Annotated in this window: 16 protein-coding genes and 2 tRNA genes; 15 read left to right on the plus strand and 3 right to left on the minus strand. The window is 71.0% G+C overall.

Translation table 11 applies throughout. From position 1 onward, the window contains the following. Positions 1-26: 26 nt before the first annotated feature. From gyrA to BUE29_RS08285, 6 genes are all read left to right on the plus strand, one after another. Positions 27-2,501 (plus strand): DNA gyrase subunit A, encoded by a 2,475-nt coding sequence (gyrA, locus tag BUE29_RS08265; RefSeq protein ID WP_073388473.1) that lies wholly within the window; start codon positions 27-29, stop codon positions 2,499-2,501. A 94-nt stretch (positions 2,502-2,595) separates the two neighbouring features. Beyond that, the gene (locus BUE29_RS08270) at positions 2,596-3,303 is read left to right on the plus strand and encodes a DUF3566 domain-containing protein (protein ID WP_073388474.1); all 708 of its coding nucleotides are present in this window, start codon (positions 2,596-2,598) and stop codon (positions 3,301-3,303) included. 69 nt (positions 3,304-3,372) lie between these two features. Beyond that, positions 3,373-3,446 (plus strand) — tRNA-Ile (locus BUE29_RS08275). 56 nt (positions 3,447-3,502) lie between these two features. Beyond that, complete coding sequence (locus BUE29_RS23080; RefSeq protein ID WP_234971396.1) at positions 3,503-3,631, plus strand: DLW-39 family protein; 129 nt, start codon at positions 3,503-3,505, stop codon at positions 3,629-3,631. Positions 3,632-3,644: 13 nt separating this feature from the next. Continuing rightward, positions 3,645-3,717: transfer RNA gene (locus BUE29_RS08280), tRNA-Ala, on the plus strand. A 109-nt stretch (positions 3,718-3,826) separates the two neighbouring features. After that, positions 3,827-5,425 carry a hypothetical protein gene (locus tag BUE29_RS08285; protein ID WP_073388475.1) on the plus strand — a complete coding sequence of 533 codons (1,599 nt, stop codon included), beginning with the start codon at positions 3,827-3,829 and terminating at the stop codon, positions 5,423-5,425. A gap of 28 nt (positions 5,426-5,453) precedes the next feature. Here the strand turns inward: BUE29_RS08285 and BUE29_RS08290 are convergent, their stop codons facing one another. Further along, a complete protein-coding gene (locus tag BUE29_RS08290) occupies positions 5,454-6,560 on the minus strand; it encodes an EAL domain-containing protein (RefSeq protein WP_073388476.1) in 1,107 nt (368 codons plus the stop codon). A gap of 235 nt (positions 6,561-6,795) precedes the next feature. Here BUE29_RS08290 and BUE29_RS08295 point away from each other — a divergent pair, with 235 nt between their 5' ends. From BUE29_RS08295 to BUE29_RS08320, 6 genes are all read left to right on the plus strand, one after another. After that, complete coding sequence (locus tag BUE29_RS08295) at positions 6,796-8,700, plus strand: S53 family peptidase (protein ID WP_084180842.1); 1,905 nt, start codon at positions 6,796-6,798, stop codon at positions 8,698-8,700. A 92-nt stretch (positions 8,701-8,792) separates the two neighbouring features. Continuing rightward, on the plus strand, positions 8,793-10,055 hold the full coding sequence (locus BUE29_RS08300) for a Mur ligase family protein (protein ID WP_073388477.1): 1,263 nt from the start codon (positions 8,793-8,795) through the stop codon (positions 10,053-10,055). Continuing rightward, entirely contained in the window at positions 10,052-10,795 is a 744-nt protein-coding gene (locus tag BUE29_RS08305; RefSeq protein ID WP_073388480.1) for a type 1 glutamine amidotransferase, read from the plus strand. Before BUE29_RS08300 ends, BUE29_RS08305 begins: the two co-directional genes overlap by 4 nt. After that, a complete protein-coding gene (locus BUE29_RS08310; RefSeq protein ID WP_143168067.1) occupies positions 10,792-11,460 on the plus strand; it encodes a hypothetical protein in 669 nt (222 codons plus the stop codon). Before BUE29_RS08305 ends, BUE29_RS08310 begins: the two co-directional genes overlap by 4 nt. Positions 11,461-11,486: 26 nt before the next feature. Continuing rightward, complete coding sequence (locus BUE29_RS08315) at positions 11,487-12,002, plus strand: peptidylprolyl isomerase (RefSeq protein WP_073388485.1); 516 nt, start codon at positions 11,487-11,489, stop codon at positions 12,000-12,002. 18 nt (positions 12,003-12,020) lie between these two features. After that, positions 12,021-12,899 carry a rhomboid family intramembrane serine protease gene (locus BUE29_RS08320; protein WP_073388488.1) on the plus strand — a complete coding sequence of 293 codons (879 nt, stop codon included), beginning with the start codon at positions 12,021-12,023 and terminating at the stop codon, positions 12,897-12,899. On the opposite strand, the gene BUE29_RS08325 is transcribed toward BUE29_RS08320, so the two are convergent. Further along, positions 12,892-13,338, minus strand: coding sequence for a PH domain-containing protein (locus BUE29_RS08325; protein ID WP_084180843.1), 447 nt, complete (start codon positions 13,336-13,338; stop codon positions 12,892-12,894). The genes BUE29_RS08320 and BUE29_RS08325 overlap by 8 nt on opposite strands. 72 nt (positions 13,339-13,410) lie before the next feature. After that, the gene (locus BUE29_RS08330; RefSeq protein ID WP_073388492.1) at positions 13,411-13,686 is read right to left on the minus strand and encodes a cell division protein CrgA; all 276 of its coding nucleotides are present in this window, start codon (positions 13,684-13,686) and stop codon (positions 13,411-13,413) included. Between the two features lie 106 nt (positions 13,687-13,792). Here BUE29_RS08330 and BUE29_RS08335 point away from each other — a divergent pair, with 106 nt between their 5' ends. Genes BUE29_RS08335 through BUE29_RS22775 form a run of 3 tightly spaced genes read left to right on the plus strand, consistent with a single transcriptional unit; the run spans position 13,793 to position 15,583 of the window. After that, a complete protein-coding gene (locus BUE29_RS08335; protein ID WP_073388496.1) occupies positions 13,793-14,557 on the plus strand; it encodes a DUF881 domain-containing protein in 765 nt (254 codons plus the stop codon). Between the two features lie 10 nt (positions 14,558-14,567). After that, a complete protein-coding gene (locus BUE29_RS08340) occupies positions 14,568-15,422 on the plus strand; it encodes a class E sortase (protein WP_073388499.1) in 855 nt (284 codons plus the stop codon). Continuing rightward, a complete protein-coding gene (locus BUE29_RS22775) occupies positions 15,422-15,583 on the plus strand; it encodes a hypothetical protein (RefSeq protein ID WP_200800103.1) in 162 nt (53 codons plus the stop codon). The genes BUE29_RS08340 and BUE29_RS22775 overlap by 1 nt, the downstream gene beginning before the upstream one ends.

Raw genomic sequence — 15,583 nt, forward strand, 5'->3', positions numbered from 1 at the left:
ACGTGCACCTCGCGAAAGGCTGCTGAATGACCGACACGACCGACACGTCGGGGTTCGACCGGATCGAGCCGGTGGACATCCAGACGGAGATGCAGCGCAGCTACATCGACTACGCGATGTCGGTCATCGTGGGGCGGGCGCTGCCCGACGTGCGGGACGGCCTGAAGCCGGTGCACCGCAAGATCCTCTACGGCATGTACGACTCGGGCTTCCGACCCGACCGCAACTACGTCAAGTGCGGGCGCGTCGTCGGCGACGTGATGGGCAACTACCACCCGCACGGCGACTCGGCGCTCTACGACGCGCTCGTGCGCATGGCGCAGCCGTGGTCGATGCGGCACCCGCTCATCGACCCGCAGGGCAACTTCGGGTCGCCGGGCAACGACCCGGCCGCGGCCTACCGGTACACCGAGTGCCGGCTGCAGCAGCTGGCGATGGCGATGCTGCAGGACATCGACGAGGAGACCGTCGACTTCGTCCCGAACTACGCCGGGAACACCACCGAGCCGGTCATCCTGCCCGCCCGCTTCCCGAACCTGCTGGTGAACGGTTCCGAGGGCATCGCGGTCGGCATGGCCACCCGCATCCCGCCGCACAACCTGCGCGAGGTCGCCGCCGGCGTCACCTACGCCCTCGACCACCCGGACGCCGACGCCGCCGAGCTGCTCGAGAAGCTGATCGAGCTGATCCAGGGGCCGGACTTCCCGACCCACGGCCTGATCGTGGGCCGCGACGGCATCGAGGACGCCTACCGCACCGGCCGCGGCTCGATCCGAATGCGCGCCGTCGTCGAGGTCGAGGAGGAGAAGAACTCGACGATCCTGGTGGTCAAGGAACTGCCCTACCAGGTGAACCCGGACAACCTCCTCGAGTCCATCGCGGGCCTGGTGAAGGACGGCAAGCTCGCCGGCATCCGCAACATCCACAACGAGAGCTCCAGCCGCGTCGGCATGCGCATCGTGATCACGCTGTCGCGTGACGCGGTCGCGAAGGTCGTGCTGAACAACCTGTACAAGCACACCCAGCTGCAGACCACGTTCGGCGCCAACATGCTCGCCATCGTCGACGGCGTGCCCCGGACGCTGCGCATCGACCAGTTCGTGCAGCACTACGTCGACCACCAGATCGACGTCATCGTCCGGCGTACCCGGTACCGGCTGCGCAAGGCCGAGGAACGCGCCCACATCCTGCGTGCGCTGCTCAAGGCGCTGGACCAGCTCGACGCGGTCATCGCCCTCATCCGCAACGCGCCGTCGGCCGACGGCGCTCGCACGGGGCTCATGGAGCTGCTCGAGATCGACGAGCTGCAGGCGACCGCGATCCTCGACCTCCAGCTACGCCGGCTCGCCGCCCTCGAACGGCAGCGCATCATCGACGAGGCCGCCGAGATCGAGGCGAAGATCGCCGACTACAACGACATCTTGGCCAAGCCGGGCCGGCAGCGGCAGATCATCCGCGACGAGATGAACGAGGTCGTCGACAAGTACGGCGACGACCGGCGCACCGTGATCGTCCCCCACGACGGCGACGTCTCGATGGAAGACCTCATCGCCCGCGAGGACGTGGTCATCACCATCACCCGTACCGGTTACGCGAAGCGCACCAAGACCGACCTCTACCGCGCGCAGAAGCGCGGCGGCAAGGGCGTGCAGGGAGCGGGGCTGCGGCAGGACGACATCGTCGCGCACTTCTTCGTCACCTCGACCCACGACTGGATCCTGTTCTTCACGAACAAGGGCCGGGTCTACCGCGCCAAGGCCTACGAGCTGCCCGAGGCGAACCGCAACGCGCGGGGGCAGCACGTCGCGAATCTGCTCGCCTTCCAACCCGGCGAGGAGATCGCCGAGGTCATCACGCTCAAGAACTACGAGGCGGCCCCGTACCTGGTGCTGGCCACCAAGCACGGTCTGGTGAAGAAGACCAAGCTGACCGACTTCGACTCCAACCGCACCGGCGGGATCGTCGCCATCAACCTGCGCGAGGACGACGAGCTCATCGACGCCGCCCTCATCTCCGCCGAGCAGGATCTGCTGCTCGTCAGCCGCAAGGCGATGTCGATCCGCTTCACCGCCGACGACGACACCCTGCGCCCCATGGGCCGTGCCACGTCGGGGGTGTTCGGCATGCGTTTCAACGACGGTGACGAACTCCTCGCGATGGAGGTCGTCCACGACGAGAACGCCGAAATCTTGGTCGCCACTGAGGGTGGATACGCCAAGCGGACGCGGATCGAGGAGTATCCCGTCCAGGGTCGAGGCGGCAAGGGCGTGCTCACCGCGCGTATCGTGTCCACACGAGGTGGGCTCGTCGGCGCGGTTGCTGTCGGACCCAGGGACGAGATCTACGCCATCACCTCCGAGGGCGTGGTGATTCGGACCAAGGCAGCCGAGGTTCGCCGGGCACAGCGCCAGACCATGGGCGTGCGTCTGATGAACCTGGCCGACGGCGTGACCGTGAAGGCGATCGCTCGCAACGCGGACGAGCCGGAGGAGCAGGAGTAGCCGCCGAACACGACGACGAGACGGAAGCGGAGGGCGCGTGCACGAGGCGCCCGGGCGTAGGCGACTACGCGCCGCACACGAAGGGACGTAGAGCATGACGCAGTCGCCCCATAGCGGGCAGGCGCCACGAACGACGGACTTCGGCTCCGCATCCGGGCGTCCCGCCGACGCCGACTCCACCCCGACCGGAGCGGTCCGGTGGGGTTCGTCGGGCAGTGACGGCGCCGGTGCGGCGGGCAACCGCAACGCGCCGGTCGCGCAGAACCCCGCCTACGGCGGCCAGGTGCACGCCGACGCCCCCACCGGGACGATCCCGCCGCTGGTGACGGGCACGGCGTTCCCCAAGACGGCGCCGCCGGCCAACGCTCCCGCGCAGCCGGCGACGACGACCCCGGCCGCCGGCACGGGCACGCGCTCCGGCCAGCAGCGAGCCCGCACGGCCCGCTCGCGCGGCCCGCGCCGGGCTCGGTTGCAGCTGCGCCACATCAACCCGTGGACGGTGCTCAAGTTCTCCTGCGTGCTGTCCATCGCGCTGTTCTTCGTGTGGCTGATCGTGGTCGGCGTGCTGTTCGGCGTGCTCGACGCCGCCGGCATCATCGGCAAGATCAACGACACCGTGGTCCAGCTCAACGGGCCCGGCTCGAACGCCCCGGTCACCGCCGGTGTCGTGTTCGGCGGGGCGGCGATCATCGGTGTCGTCAACATCGTGCTGTTCATCGCGCTCAGCACGATCGGCTCGGTCGTCTACAACCTCTGCGCCGACCTCGTCGGCGGCGTCGAGGTCACCCTCTCCGAGCGCTGACCCCATGGCCGGTGGGGCCGGTGCAGAACCGGTGCCGCGTGCTGCGATAAGCTCACGTGTCGCCTTCGCGGGCCTGTAGCTCAGGCGGTTAGAGCGCATCCCTGATAAGGATGAGGCCGGAGGTTCAAGTCCTCCCAGGCCCACCGCGTCGGCGCGTCCTTCACGGGACGCGTACGTCACGTACCGTGAGGAGGTGCGAATGACCAAGCCGTTCCTCCTCGCCGCCGCGGTCGCCGCGGCGGCCGCGGCGACGCTCCGCCGTCGCCAGGCCGCCCAGTCCGACACCGATGCGCTCTGGCGGGAGGCGACGGCCGACGCGTCCCGCTGACGCGGGCCGCCCCGGGGACGTAGCTCAATTGGCAGAGCACCGCCTTTGCAAGGCGGGGGTTAGGGGTTCGATTCCCCTCGTCTCCACCGAGAACGTCGCGGTGCCCAACCCGCCGCGTCCTGCCGCCGTCGTGCCCTGGACCGAGAGGGAACGGCGGGTTGTCCCGCGTCCGCTCGGCGTCGAGCGGAGTCTGGGATGAGTGAGCCGGCGTACTCCGTGGGCCAGGCGCTGACGCAGGCCTTGCCCGAGCACGTCGCCCGGGTCGTCAGCACGGCTCTGGAGCGCCCGGCAGACCGTGGCCTCGCCGCCGAGGCGGCTGACCTGCTCACGAAGGCGCGTCAGAACTCCGCGACGGAGATCGACCAATTGCTCGGTGCCCTGGACCCGTCAGTGCTGCTGTCCTCCCGCCTGCACGAGCTGGCTGTGGACCACGACAGCCGAGCGGCTCTGGACGTCACAGGGCTGAACCGGTTCCACTGGACTCTCGGGACCGGTGCCCACGGCGCGTCCACCGATGCGGGAGCGGTGCGCGAGTACTACCGGCTCTGCGGTCGGTGGGTGGCTGCGGCCTCATGGCTTCCGGCGTTCCGCGAGGTCGAAGACGGGCTGCCCCTGACCTTGCAGTTGGCGCCGGACGCCGAGTCGCTGCGCCGGATCTTCCCCATGGAGGTCCGCTTCCACTGGGTCGCCCGGATGGTCCTGCACGGTGCCGCCGACCTCGTCGCCGAGGGAGCGATCGACTCGGCTGCGACGCCCTGGCTGACGCGTGCTGCGATCGACGAGGCCTTCGATCACATCGCCGAGTGGGGTCAGGAGTGGCCACCCTCGGTGCCGCCGCTCGGTGCGGATGCGCGCCATCTGCTGGAGTTCGTGGCAGCCCCGCGGTTGCCGGGGCGGACCTTCGAGACGTTGATCCACGACCACCGCATGGACTCCTTCCCGTTGGTGCTCGTACAGGGACGTCCAGTTCCCGCTGCCCAGCGCGAATGCCTGCTGGGGCTGGACACTGCCTTCGTGTCTGCGCTCGTCGGTCGGCATCCCGATGTCGGTGGTGACGTGTTCGAACGGATCGTGTCGCGCTGTCTCGCTCAGGTTCTCGGCGACGCGCGAGAACTCCCCGGCCCGCTCGCCGTGCGGCTGTCCGCGACCGACGGTGGTCAGGTCGACCTCGCCGTGTGTGACGACGAGGTCCTGCTGCTCGGCGAATGCAAGGCCTACTCCACCCAGCGGGCCCCGCACACAGCCGTCAACGCATTCACCGACACCGCGGGCTCCGTGGTCAGGCAGTTGGCGAAACGTCTCGACGGCGCGCGCTCGGGAACGCCGCTGGCGACCGGATGTGGTTCGGTCTCACCGGCGGACTGGGCCGACCTTTACGGCGTCGGGGTCGTGCTCACCACGTCGGGCGGCGCGGTCTGGGACGCGAATGTGGTTCGCCCGATCCTCTCGAATCGGCCCGACACCGCCATCATCCCCTTGCACCAGCTGCTGACCGTCGCCGCGGCCTTCCCCTCGGCCACCGACCTCGTCGACTACCTGAGGTTTCGGGACCAGGTGCTTTCGCTCGGCCCCGTCCTGAAGGACGAGGTGGACCTGTTCATGCTCTACCGGTCACCGATCCGCGACCCGATCATGAGTTGCCTCCGACGCCCTGCGCCCGGCGTTGCGCACGTCCTCGCCCCGTTCCGCGTGACGGATCCGAGCGTTGCGATGGACGAGCCACGACCCAGCGACCCGGACACCTGGCGGCAGCGCCTGTGGGACGTCCTGTCGACCGATCTGGCGCGCTCGTGACAAGTTGTGTCGGCGCCGAATGCCGGAGTCAGGAGCGGGTGGCGCGGGTCAGGTGGGCGAGCACGCGCTCGAGCCGGACGATGCCCACGAAGCGACCGGCGTCGTCGACGCAGGCCAGCGGGGCGAACCGGCCGGCGCGCGGGCGCAACATCGCGCGGGCGACCGCGTCGGCGACGGGGCTGTCGACGTCGACGACCAGGACGTCGGAGGCCTCCCAGGTCGCGGCACCACCGTGCTCCAGCATCGAGGTCGGACGCTGGTCGTCGTCGACCACGATCACCACGTCGAAGCCGGTGGTCTCGGGCAGCACCGACGCGGCGGCGACGGCGTCGCGGGCGGTGTAGGCCTGCTGCAGCAGCGAGCGCAGGACGCCGTCCCCCGCGTCCGCGCCGCGAGCCGGCCGGGCGGGCAGCGCCGACGTCGCCGAGACGTCCACCGGGGGCCAGAACTCGCGTGCCTCGCCCACCAGCGGGCCCTGCACGAGTGGCACGGCGAGGCTCGCAAGCGCCCGCAGCTCGGCCGGCGTCGTCACGCCCTCGGCGAGGATCCAGGCGTCGAGCTGGCTCGCGAGCTGGCCGATGATCTCGACCGCCGACCGCTTGCTGTCCGACCGGTCGACCCCGCGCACCCAGTCACGACCGAGCCGCAGGATCGACGGCTTGAGCCGCACGATGCTGGTGAGCTCGGGCTGCGACGCACCCTGCCCACCGACCGCGACGAGCGCGCCGCGCTCCCGGTAGTGGGCGAGGACGAACTCGAGGTCGCCGATGGGCACGCCGCCGTCGAAGCCGGCGATGTCCAGCACGATCCCGCGCAGGCTGTCGCGGGCGTCGAGCGCCGCGCGCACCCCGGGCAGGGCGGCGACGCGGGCCGGTACCGGCACCGCGAGGAACGTGCTGGTCGGCAGGGTCGGCACCGCGTTCAGGGCGAGGGTCACCGCCCGCGCGGTCAGCGAACCGTCCCGCTCGGCGTCGTCCGGCGCCCGCAGCTGCGGGTCGAGCTGCTGCGGGCCGTCGACCCGGACCTGCGCCTGGTAACCGGCGGCGATGCCGCGGGCCACGTCCAGGATCGGCAGGTAGGAGATGCCGACCGTTCGGGTGGCGCCGGCCGCCGCGCGCGATGGGGCGGTATCCATCCGGCCAGCCTCCAACGGTCACGCCATGTCACGCGGGTCGACTCACGGTAGTTGCGCCCTCAAGTCGCTGTAAAGCAAAGCCGTCACAGGCCTCAGGACCGATGACCCGTCTTGCCGGCATTGGCATGAATTGACCACGGTGAAACGCCCTGCGCGCGGACGCCGCGGCCTAGGTTCATGCGATGTGCGCGGCATAAGTGCGCGCATCCGGCGATCCATCACGAGTGGAGGAAGCATGCACAGACGCGGAATCACCGCCGCCACGATCACCGCTACCACGGTGCTCGCGGCCGCGGTCGCCGCGGCGGGGGACGCATCGGCCGCGCCGACGCCCCAGGCCGTGCCGCACACCAAGCCGGCGTGGACGGCACACGCGAAGCACCTCGGCCACGCCAAGGACTCCGCCGCCGTGCAGGCTCGGGTCTATCTCGCGCCGCGGGGCGGCCTGGCCGCGCTCAAGCGCACCGCGACCGCGATCGCGACGCCCGGCAACGCCCAGTACGGCAAGGTGCTGACCGCCGCGCAGTACCGGGCCCGCTTCGCGCCGACCGACGGCAGCGTCCGCGCCGTCTCGTCCTACCTGCGCTCGCAGGGCCTGCACGTCGGCGCTGCATCGGCCGGCAAACGCTACGTGACGGTGACCGGCTCGACGAAGGCCGCGGAGCAGGCGTTCCACACCCGGATCGAGCGCTACCGGCACGACGGCAGGACGGTGAGCGCTCCGGGCAAGACGCTCGCGGTGCCCGCCTCGGTGAAGTCCGCCGTCCTCACCGTGAGCGGGCTGGACACCACACCGCGCCGCAACGCGCCCGCGAGCACCAAGTCGGCGCCGCCGTCGACCGGCTTCCGCAACGCGCGGCCGTGCTCGCGCTACTACGGCCAGGTCAAGGCGACCTACCAGGCCGACTTCAAGACCAAGCTGCCAAAGTACGACAACACGACGCTGTCCTACGCGCCCTGCGGTTACACCGGTCCGCAGTACCGCACCGCGTACGAGGGGACGACGACGCTCACCGGCAAGGGCGTGACCGTCGCGATCACCGACGCCTACGCCTCGCCGACCATCGCCGCCGACGCCAAGCGCTACGCCGCCGAGCACGGCGACGCGGCCTACACGGGCGGCCAGCTCTACCAGACCCAGCCGAGCGCCTTCACCGACGAGACGGCCTGTGACGCGTCGGGCTGGTACGGCGAGGAGACCCTCGACGTCGAGGCCGTCCACGCGATGGCACCGAAGGCGAAGATCCACTACTACGCCTCGGCCAGCTGCAACGACGCCGACTTCCTCGACACGCTGGCCCAGGTGGTCGACGACAACGACTCGAAGCTGGTCTCGAACTCGTGGGGCGACCTGGAGCAGAACGAGTCGGCCGACAACGTCGCCGCCTACGAGGCGGTCTTCCTGCAGGGTGCCACGGAGGGCATCAGCTTCCTGTTCTCCTCGGGCGACAACGGCGACGAGCTCGCCAACAGCGGTCTCAAGCAGGCCGACTACCCGACCTCGGACCCGTACGTCACGAGCGTGGGCGGGACGTCGGACGCCATCGGGGCCGACGGCAAGCTGCTCTTCCAGACCGGCTGGGGCACCGAGAAGCTCAACCTGGTGAACAACAAGTGGAGCTCGATCGGCTTCACCTCCGGAGCCGGTGGCGGTTCGTCGGCGCTGTTCAACCGGCCGGAGTACCAGGACGGCGCCACCACCAGCCCGTACCGGCAGACGCCGGACATCGGGCTCGACGCCGACCCCAACACCGGCATGCTCGTCGGGCAGACGCAGACCTTCACGACCGGCGTCCAGTACGACGAGTACCGCATCGGCGGCACCAGCCTCGCCTCCCCGCTGTTCGCCGGCCTGACCGCGCTGTCGCTGGAGAACAACGGCGGCAATGGCATCGGCCTGCTCAACCCGACGATCTACGCGAACAAGACGACCGCGTTCACCGACGTGAAGGGCACCCCGCCCGACGCCGGCGTCGTCCGGGTCGACTACGCCAACTCCGAGGACGCCAAGGGCGGCCTGCTCTACTCGGTGCGGCTGTTCAACCGCGACAGCAGCCTGAAGCTGGCCAAGGGCTACGACAACGTGACCGGCGTCGGCGCGCCCAACCCGAAGTGGTTGACCGCGCTGAAGCGCAGCTAGTCGGTTCCTCGTCCCACGGGGCGCGTCGCGCACGTCGCGGCGCGCCCCGTCGGCGTCCCGGGGTCGGTTCGGGGCTCGGTACCGTGCTCGGTATGCAGGTGCTCGCCGTGTGGCTGGGGAAGCTGACGCTGCTGGCGCTGCGCCTGATCGGCCGGCGGGGCAACGCGCTGCCCGGCCTGGTGGTGGAGAAGGTCTTCCCGCGCTACCTCGCCCGCGCGATGGCCGGGCTGCCCGAGGGCGTCGTCGTGGTCACCGGCACCAACGGCAAGACCACGACCACCAAGATGGTGGCGACCGTCCTGGGCGAGCAGTTCCGGGTGCTCACCAACGACACCGGCTCCAACTTCGTGCGCGGCGCCATCACCGCCACCGTCGAGCACGCGTCGTGGTCCGGCCGGCTGCGCTACGACGTCGCCGTCTTCGAGCTCGACGAGGCCTGGGCGGTCCGCTTCGTCGAGCGGGTGGCGCCGCGACACTGCCTGCTGCTCAACGTCATGCGCGACCAGCTCGACCGCTTCGGCGAGATCGACACCACCGCCGGGCTGCTGGGCCGGGTCGCCGCCGCGACCACCGGCACGGCGGTGCTCAACCGGGACGACCAGCGGGTGGCCGCGCTCGCGGCGCGCACGTCGGCCACCGTGTCGTACTACGGGGTGGCGCCGCCGTTGCGTGAGCTCTTCCCCAACGACGAGGAGCTCTACGGCGGCCCGGTCCACGTGTCGGACCTGCCCGCGGCCGTCGAGCTGCAGGCGCTGCCGGCGCCGGACCGGCCGGCCCTCACCCTGCGCATCGACGAACAGGATCACGACGTCGTGCTGCGGGCCGAGGGGCCGCACAACGCCCAGAACGCCTGCGGCGCCGCCGCGCTGGGCCTCGCGCTCGGCCTGGCCGAGAGCACGGTGCTCACCGGCCTGGGCAAGGTGTCGCCCGCCTTCGGCCGCGGCCAGACCTTCGCCGTCGACGGTCGCCGGGTGCAGCTGCAGCTCGTGAAGAATCCGGCCGGCTTCCGGCAGAGCCTGCGCATCCTCGACACCGCGACCCCGGACGCGATCGTCGTCGTGATCAACGACGACTACGCCGACGGTCGCGACGTGTCGTGGCTGTGGGACGTCGACTTCCGCGCGCTCGCGCAGCTGTCCTCGCGACGCTCGACGTCGGGGACGCGGGCGGCCGACATGGCGGTGCGGCTGCGTTACGACGACGTCGCCACGGACGAGGTCGAGCCCGATCTCGAGAAGGCCTTGCGTTCGGCCGTCCGCGCGGTCCCGGCGGACGGCGCCGTGGTCGTGTTCAGCACCTATACCGCGATGTGGGCCCTGCACGCGGTGCTGCAGCGCATCGGAGTCGCGCAGTGACCGGCACACCGACGACGCCGACCCTCACGCTCGTCCACTTGTACCCGCGCGAGATGAACATCTACGGCGACACCGGCAACGTGCTCGTCCTGCGCCGGCGGCTGCAGTGGCGGGACCTGCCCGTCACCGTCGTCCCGGTCAGCGTGGGCGACCCGATGCCCGCTGACGCCGACATCCTGCTCGGCGGCGGCGGTCAGGACGCCGCGCAGGGCGACATCGGTGCCGACTTCGTCGGCCGGGGGGCCGAGCTGCGGGCGATGGCCGACGACGGTGTGGTGATGCTGGCGATCTGCGGCAGCTTCCAGATGCTCGGCCACGAGTTCGTCACCCACGAGGGGCGCCGCATCGAGGGCGTCGGTGTGCTCGACGTCGTCACCCACGGGCAGCGCGAACGCCTCATCGGCAACAACTGGGTCGACACCGCCGGCGAGCTCGACGCCGGCCGGCTGGTCGGCTACGAGAACCACAGCGGGCTGACGACCCTCGGCTCGGACGCCCGTCCCCTCGGCCGCACGCAGACCGGCCGGGGGAACAACGGTCGGGACCGCACCGAGGGCGCCGTGCGCGACAACGTGATCGGCACCTACCTACACGGCCCGGTGCTCGCCAAGAGCCCACGCTTCGCCGACGAGTTGCTGCAGCGCGCGTACCGGCGCCGCGGCGCCGACGTCGAGCTCGCTCCCCTCGACGACACGCTGCCGCTGCAGGCGGCGACGGTCGCGGCCGGGCGGCCGCGGTGACCATCCGTCGGGGCCGAACCGTGGGGCGGGCCGTGGGGGCGGCCACGCTGGTGCTCGCGGTCGCGGGCTGCACCTCGGCCGCGAAGCCCGCGCCGACCCGCGAGCGGACCGTGACCAGCACCGTCACGGCGACGCGCTCGCCGGAGGGCGCCGACTACCGCCCGCCGAAGGCGAGCAACGTCGCGCCGTTGCCGCCAGGCAGCAAGGCTCCGAAGGGCGAGAAGGAGGGCCGCTGTCCCTACATTCGGGCCGGCCTGAACATCGACCCGACATCAGCGGCGAACGTCGCCGACATCGAGGGCAACCGGGTCGGCCGCACCACGCTGCTCACCGATCAGAAGCCGATCGGCTGCCGCTTCTACTTCGCGAACCCGCCCTACGACGTCACCGCCGACATCCGTCCGCTGACCTTCACCAGTGCTGCGGCCGCGTTCAACGCGATGGTGCTGACCGCACGGGCCGGGACGAGCGAGTACACCCAGCGCAACGTCGTTCGCGGCGTCACCGGGATCGGCTACCGCACGAAGTTCGGCGGGGAACACGGCGCACGCGACTGGGCCTTCGCATTCGCCACAGGGAAGGTCATGGTGGTCGTCCACACCGAGCGTGCCGACACGTCCCGGAATGCCCTCTACCTCGCCCAGGCCATCGCCGGAAAGTTCTGACAGCGCTCCGTGGCAGGATTGGACTCATGCCCACCCAGACCGCGACGCTGCACACCTCCGCCGGCGACATCCGCATCACCCTGTTCGGTGACCACGCGCCGAAGACGGTGAAGAACTTCGTCGACCTCGCCACGGGAGCCAAGGAATGGCGCCACCCGGGCACCGGCACGACGACGAGCGACCCGCTCTACGACGGCACGGTGTTCCACCGCGTCATCTCGGGCTTCATGATCCAGGGCGGCGACCCGCTCGGCGAGGGGTACGGCGACCCCGGCTACAAGTTCGCCGACGAGTTCCACCCCGAGCTGAGCTTCGACCGGCCCTACCTGCTCGCCATGGCGAACTCCGGACCCAACACCAACGGCTCGCAGTTCTTCGTCACGGTGGGCCCGACGCCGCACCTCAACCGGCGCCACACCATCTTCGGCGAGGTCGCCGACGCCGACAGCCGCGCCGTCGTCGACGCCATCGCGACCACCAAGACCGGTCGTAACGACAAGCCGGTCAACCCGATCACCATCAACTCCGTCACCGTCGAGTAGCCGGCGTCCCGACGTGGCATGACTCTTCCCGACGGCACCGGCGCCGGCACCACCGAGCTGGCCCACTGCTACCGGCACCCGAATCGCGAGACGGGCGTCCGCTGCGTCCGCTGCGACCGACCGATCTGCCCCGAGTGCATGCGGCCGGCATCGGTCGGCTTCCATTGCCCGGACGACGCGCGCAGCGGCGCCCGCTCGATCCGGCCGCAGCGCACCAGCGTCGGCGCCCGCATCCTGCGGGCGCCGCCGTTCATGACGGCGATCCTCGTCGCCCTCAACGTCGTCGGGTACCTCGCGACCGGCCTGCAACACCCCGGGACGCTGCGCGATCCCACCAACTCGCAGCTGTTCATCGACCTGCAGCTCTTCCCGCCCCGCGTCGACGGCGGCGACTACTACCAGCTGCTCACCTCGGCGTTCCTGCACCTCGACCCGCTGCACATCGCGGCGAACATGCTCGCCCTCGTCGTCCTCGGGCCGCCGCTGGAACGGCTGCTGGGCTGGTGGCGGTTCGGCGCGGTGTACCTGCTGGGCGCGCTCGGCGGCGGCGCCGCGGTGTACGCGTTCGGTGACGAGCTCGCGGCGACCGCGGGCGCGTCGGGGGCGATCTTCGGACTCTTCGGCGCCGGTCTGCTGCTCGTGCGTCGACTCGGCTTCGATCCGCGGTGGCTCATCGCGACCATCGGCTTCAATTTCGCGATCACCTTCTCGGTGGCCGGCATCTCCCGCCTCGGTCACATCGGCGGCTTCGTCACCGGTGTGCTCTGCGCGGTCGTGATCGGTGGGCTGCCGCACTCGCGGGCCCGCGTGCCCACGCGGCTGCAGGTCGGCGGGCTGGTGGGCGTCCTCGTCCTCGCGGTCGTGGTCGTCGTGGTGCGGACGGCGACCTTCAGCTGACGCTCCGGCCGGCGCCGGGTGGGGCGAAGGCGTTGATGAGCTCCGCGGCGGCGGCGGGATCGGCACCGATCGCGCGTCTGCTGCACACCACGAGCGTGCTGCCGGCGTCGACCTCGAGCGTGGTGCTGCGCAGACCGAGCCGGTCACGGGTGTCGGCGCGCACCGCCTCGATCTGCGGCCACGGCAGGGCCACCCTGGCCAGCGGGGAGCGGACGACGACGCCGCCGGCGTCGGCGACCAGCCGCGGCGAGAACACGAGATCGCCGGCGACGAGGGCGAGCAGGACGACCACGCCCACGAGCAGCAGCAGCCGGCCGGCCGCGTCGTCGGTGACGGCGGCGAGGACGGCCGCGACGAGCGCGCCCACCGCGGCGGCCGCGGTCACCCGGCGGTCGGGGGCGAAGCGCACGCTCGGGGCGTGCCGGATCGGCTCATCCACAGGGTTGTCCCCAGCTGTGGGGAACTACACGCGTGTAATCACAGGCGTGGAAAACGATGTGGACGAGCGTCGTCACCGCCAGCGGACGGCCATGATCAGGCCGAGCAGCATGACGCCGAAGCCGATGGCGAAGTTCCAGGCGCCCAGGTCGTGCATGAGCGGCACGTGCGGCGAGGTGCCCTGGTTGGTGAGGTAGTAGACGACGAGGTAAGCCAGGCCGAGCAGCAGCACGACGGCCATGACGACGGGGTACCAGGTGGGGCTCGGTGCGAGTTGCCGGGTACGCGTGGCGCTCGACGTCGTGCGCAGCGGCGCGTCGCTCTTCTTGCGGACCTTCGACTTGGGCACGAGCTCTCTCCATCTCAGGCGGCTGCGGACACGACGGGTCCGGGCGGCACGGTTGCCGCGGGCTGCCACTAGCGTAGACGCCACCCTGCGGAGGTGACCTGAGCGAATGCGGCTTCCCGCCCGGATCCGACGCCGGGACGCGTGGCGCGTCCTGGTGCCGGTGGTGTGCCTCGCGGCGGGCGTGGGGTTCGCGGCCAGCGCCCGCGACTCCGGCGGCACGGACCTGCGGGCACCGTCGGTCACGAGCCTGGCCGGGACGGTCCGTGGCGCCGAGGACCGGGTCCGGGTCGCCGACGAGCGGGTCCGCGCCCTGCAGAACGAGGTCAACCGGTTGACCGCGGACGTGGGTGCCGGCGACTCCGCGGTACGGCGCGCGCAGCAGCGCGTCGCGCCGTTGCGGGTGCCCGGCGGGCTGCGCGCCGTCCGCGGCCCCGGCGTCGAGGTCGTGCTGGACGACGCGCCGGCCGACACGACGGACCAGGGCAGCGGACAGACCGGGGACGACGCCGCGACGGCGAACCAGAAGGTCGTCCACCAGTCCGACCTGCAGGCGGTGGTGAACGCGCTGTGGGCCGGCGGTGCCGAGGCCATGACGATCGCCGGCCAGCGGGTCATCGCCACGTCCGCGGTGCGCTGCGTCGGCAACACCCTGCTGCTCAACGGCGAGGTCTACTCCCCGCCCTTCCGGGTTGCGGCGATCGGGCCGTCACGGACAATGCTGGAGAGGCTCGACGCGTCCGACGGTGTCCGCACCTACAAGGAGGCCGCGGGCTACTACGGCCTCGGCTACACCGTCGAGACCACCGACGCGATGACGCTGCCCGCCTATCACGGGCCCTTGACGTTGACCTACGCCCGCCCGGGCAGGTGAGGACGACACGATGGACGACACGATGGTCGAGGACCCGCCGCCGGCGGCGTCGCCGGAGCACACCGGCACGAGCACCGCCGACAAGGTGCGCTTCGTCCTGCGCGGCATCGGGCAGACCCTCATCACCCTCGGCCTCGTCGTCCTGCTGTTCGTCGTCTACGAGGTGTGGGTCACCAACATCTACGCGCGCGGCGACAACGACAAGATCGCCCAGAAGCTGGAGCGGACGTGGGAGGACCCCACGCTCGACCTGCCGGGCAACCGCAGCAGCACGATCCCGCTCGGCACCGGCGTGGCGAACATCTACATCCCGCGGCTGGGCAGCGACTACCACTGGACGATCGTCGAGGGCACGGGGCTCGACGAGCTCGACAAGGGCCCCGGGCACTACACGCGCACCGCGATGCCCGGCCAGGTCGGCAACTTCGGCGTCGCCGGGCACCGCGTCGGCAAGGGCGAGCCCTTCCTCAACCTCGACAAGCTGCGGGTGCACGACGCGGTGGTCGTCGAGACCCGAACGACCTGGTACGTGTACCGCGTCCTCGGCTCGGCCGCGGGCAGTGACCCGCAACGGGCCTCGGCGCGGGTGCGGATCGCCGGCGGCGGCTCGGTCACGGTGCCCGGCCGCGAGATCGTGCCCCCGTCGGCGGGTCGCGTCCTGCTGCCGGTGCCGAACCACGAGAACGACCGGCCCGTGGAACGGCTCATGACCATGACGACCTGCCACCCGAAGTTCACCGCCGCGAAGCGGATGATCGTCCACGCCGAGTACGCCGGCAAGTACTCCGCGCTCGACGCGGCGAAGAAGCACGTCGCGGCCATGCCGGCGCCGGTGCGCGCGCTGTACTCGGAGGTCTCGGGCTGATGTACACGTGGATCTGGCGTCACCTGCCGGGGCCGATCGCGGTGAAGCTGCTGCAGGTGCTCGTCCTGGTCGCCGGGGTGTGCGCGCTGCTGCTGTTCGTCGTCTTCCCGTGGATCGAGCCGCATCTGCCCATCAACCAGGTCACCGTCCCCGGGGAGTGA

It is taken from the genome of Jatrophihabitans endophyticus (genome assembly GCF_900129455.1).
Classification (GTDB): domain Bacteria; phylum Actinomycetota; class Actinomycetes; order Mycobacteriales; family Jatrophihabitantaceae; genus Jatrophihabitans; species Jatrophihabitans endophyticus.

Coding starts and splice junctions, on each gene's coding strand:
- gyrA (WP_073388473.1), top strand. CDS start 27: ATGACCGACACGACCGACACGTCGGGGTTCGACCGGATCGAGCCGGTG.
- BUE29_RS08270 (WP_073388474.1), top strand. CDS start 2,596: ATGACGCAGTCGCCCCATAGCGGGCAGGCGCCACGAACGACGGACTTC.
- BUE29_RS23080 (WP_234971396.1), top strand. CDS start 3,503: ATGACCAAGCCGTTCCTCCTCGCCGCCGCGGTCGCCGCGGCGGCCGCG.
- BUE29_RS08285 (WP_073388475.1), top strand. CDS start 3,827: ATGAGTGAGCCGGCGTACTCCGTGGGCCAGGCGCTGACGCAGGCCTTG.
- BUE29_RS08290 (WP_073388476.1), bottom strand. CDS start 6,560: ATGGATACCGCCCCATCGCGCGCGGCGGCCGGCGCCACCCGAACGGTC.
- BUE29_RS08295 (WP_084180842.1), top strand. CDS start 6,796: ATGCACAGACGCGGAATCACCGCCGCCACGATCACCGCTACCACGGTG.
- BUE29_RS08300 (WP_073388477.1), top strand. CDS start 8,793: ATGCAGGTGCTCGCCGTGTGGCTGGGGAAGCTGACGCTGCTGGCGCTG.
- BUE29_RS08315 (WP_073388485.1), top strand. CDS start 11,487: ATGCCCACCCAGACCGCGACGCTGCACACCTCCGCCGGCGACATCCGC.
- BUE29_RS08320 (WP_073388488.1), top strand. CDS start 12,021: ATGACTCTTCCCGACGGCACCGGCGCCGGCACCACCGAGCTGGCCCAC.
- BUE29_RS08335 (WP_073388496.1), top strand. CDS start 13,793: ATGCGGCTTCCCGCCCGGATCCGACGCCGGGACGCGTGGCGCGTCCTG.
- BUE29_RS08340 (WP_073388499.1), top strand. CDS start 14,568: ATGGACGACACGATGGTCGAGGACCCGCCGCCGGCGGCGTCGCCGGAG.
- BUE29_RS22775 (WP_200800103.1), top strand. CDS start 15,422: ATGTACACGTGGATCTGGCGTCACCTGCCGGGGCCGATCGCGGTGAAG.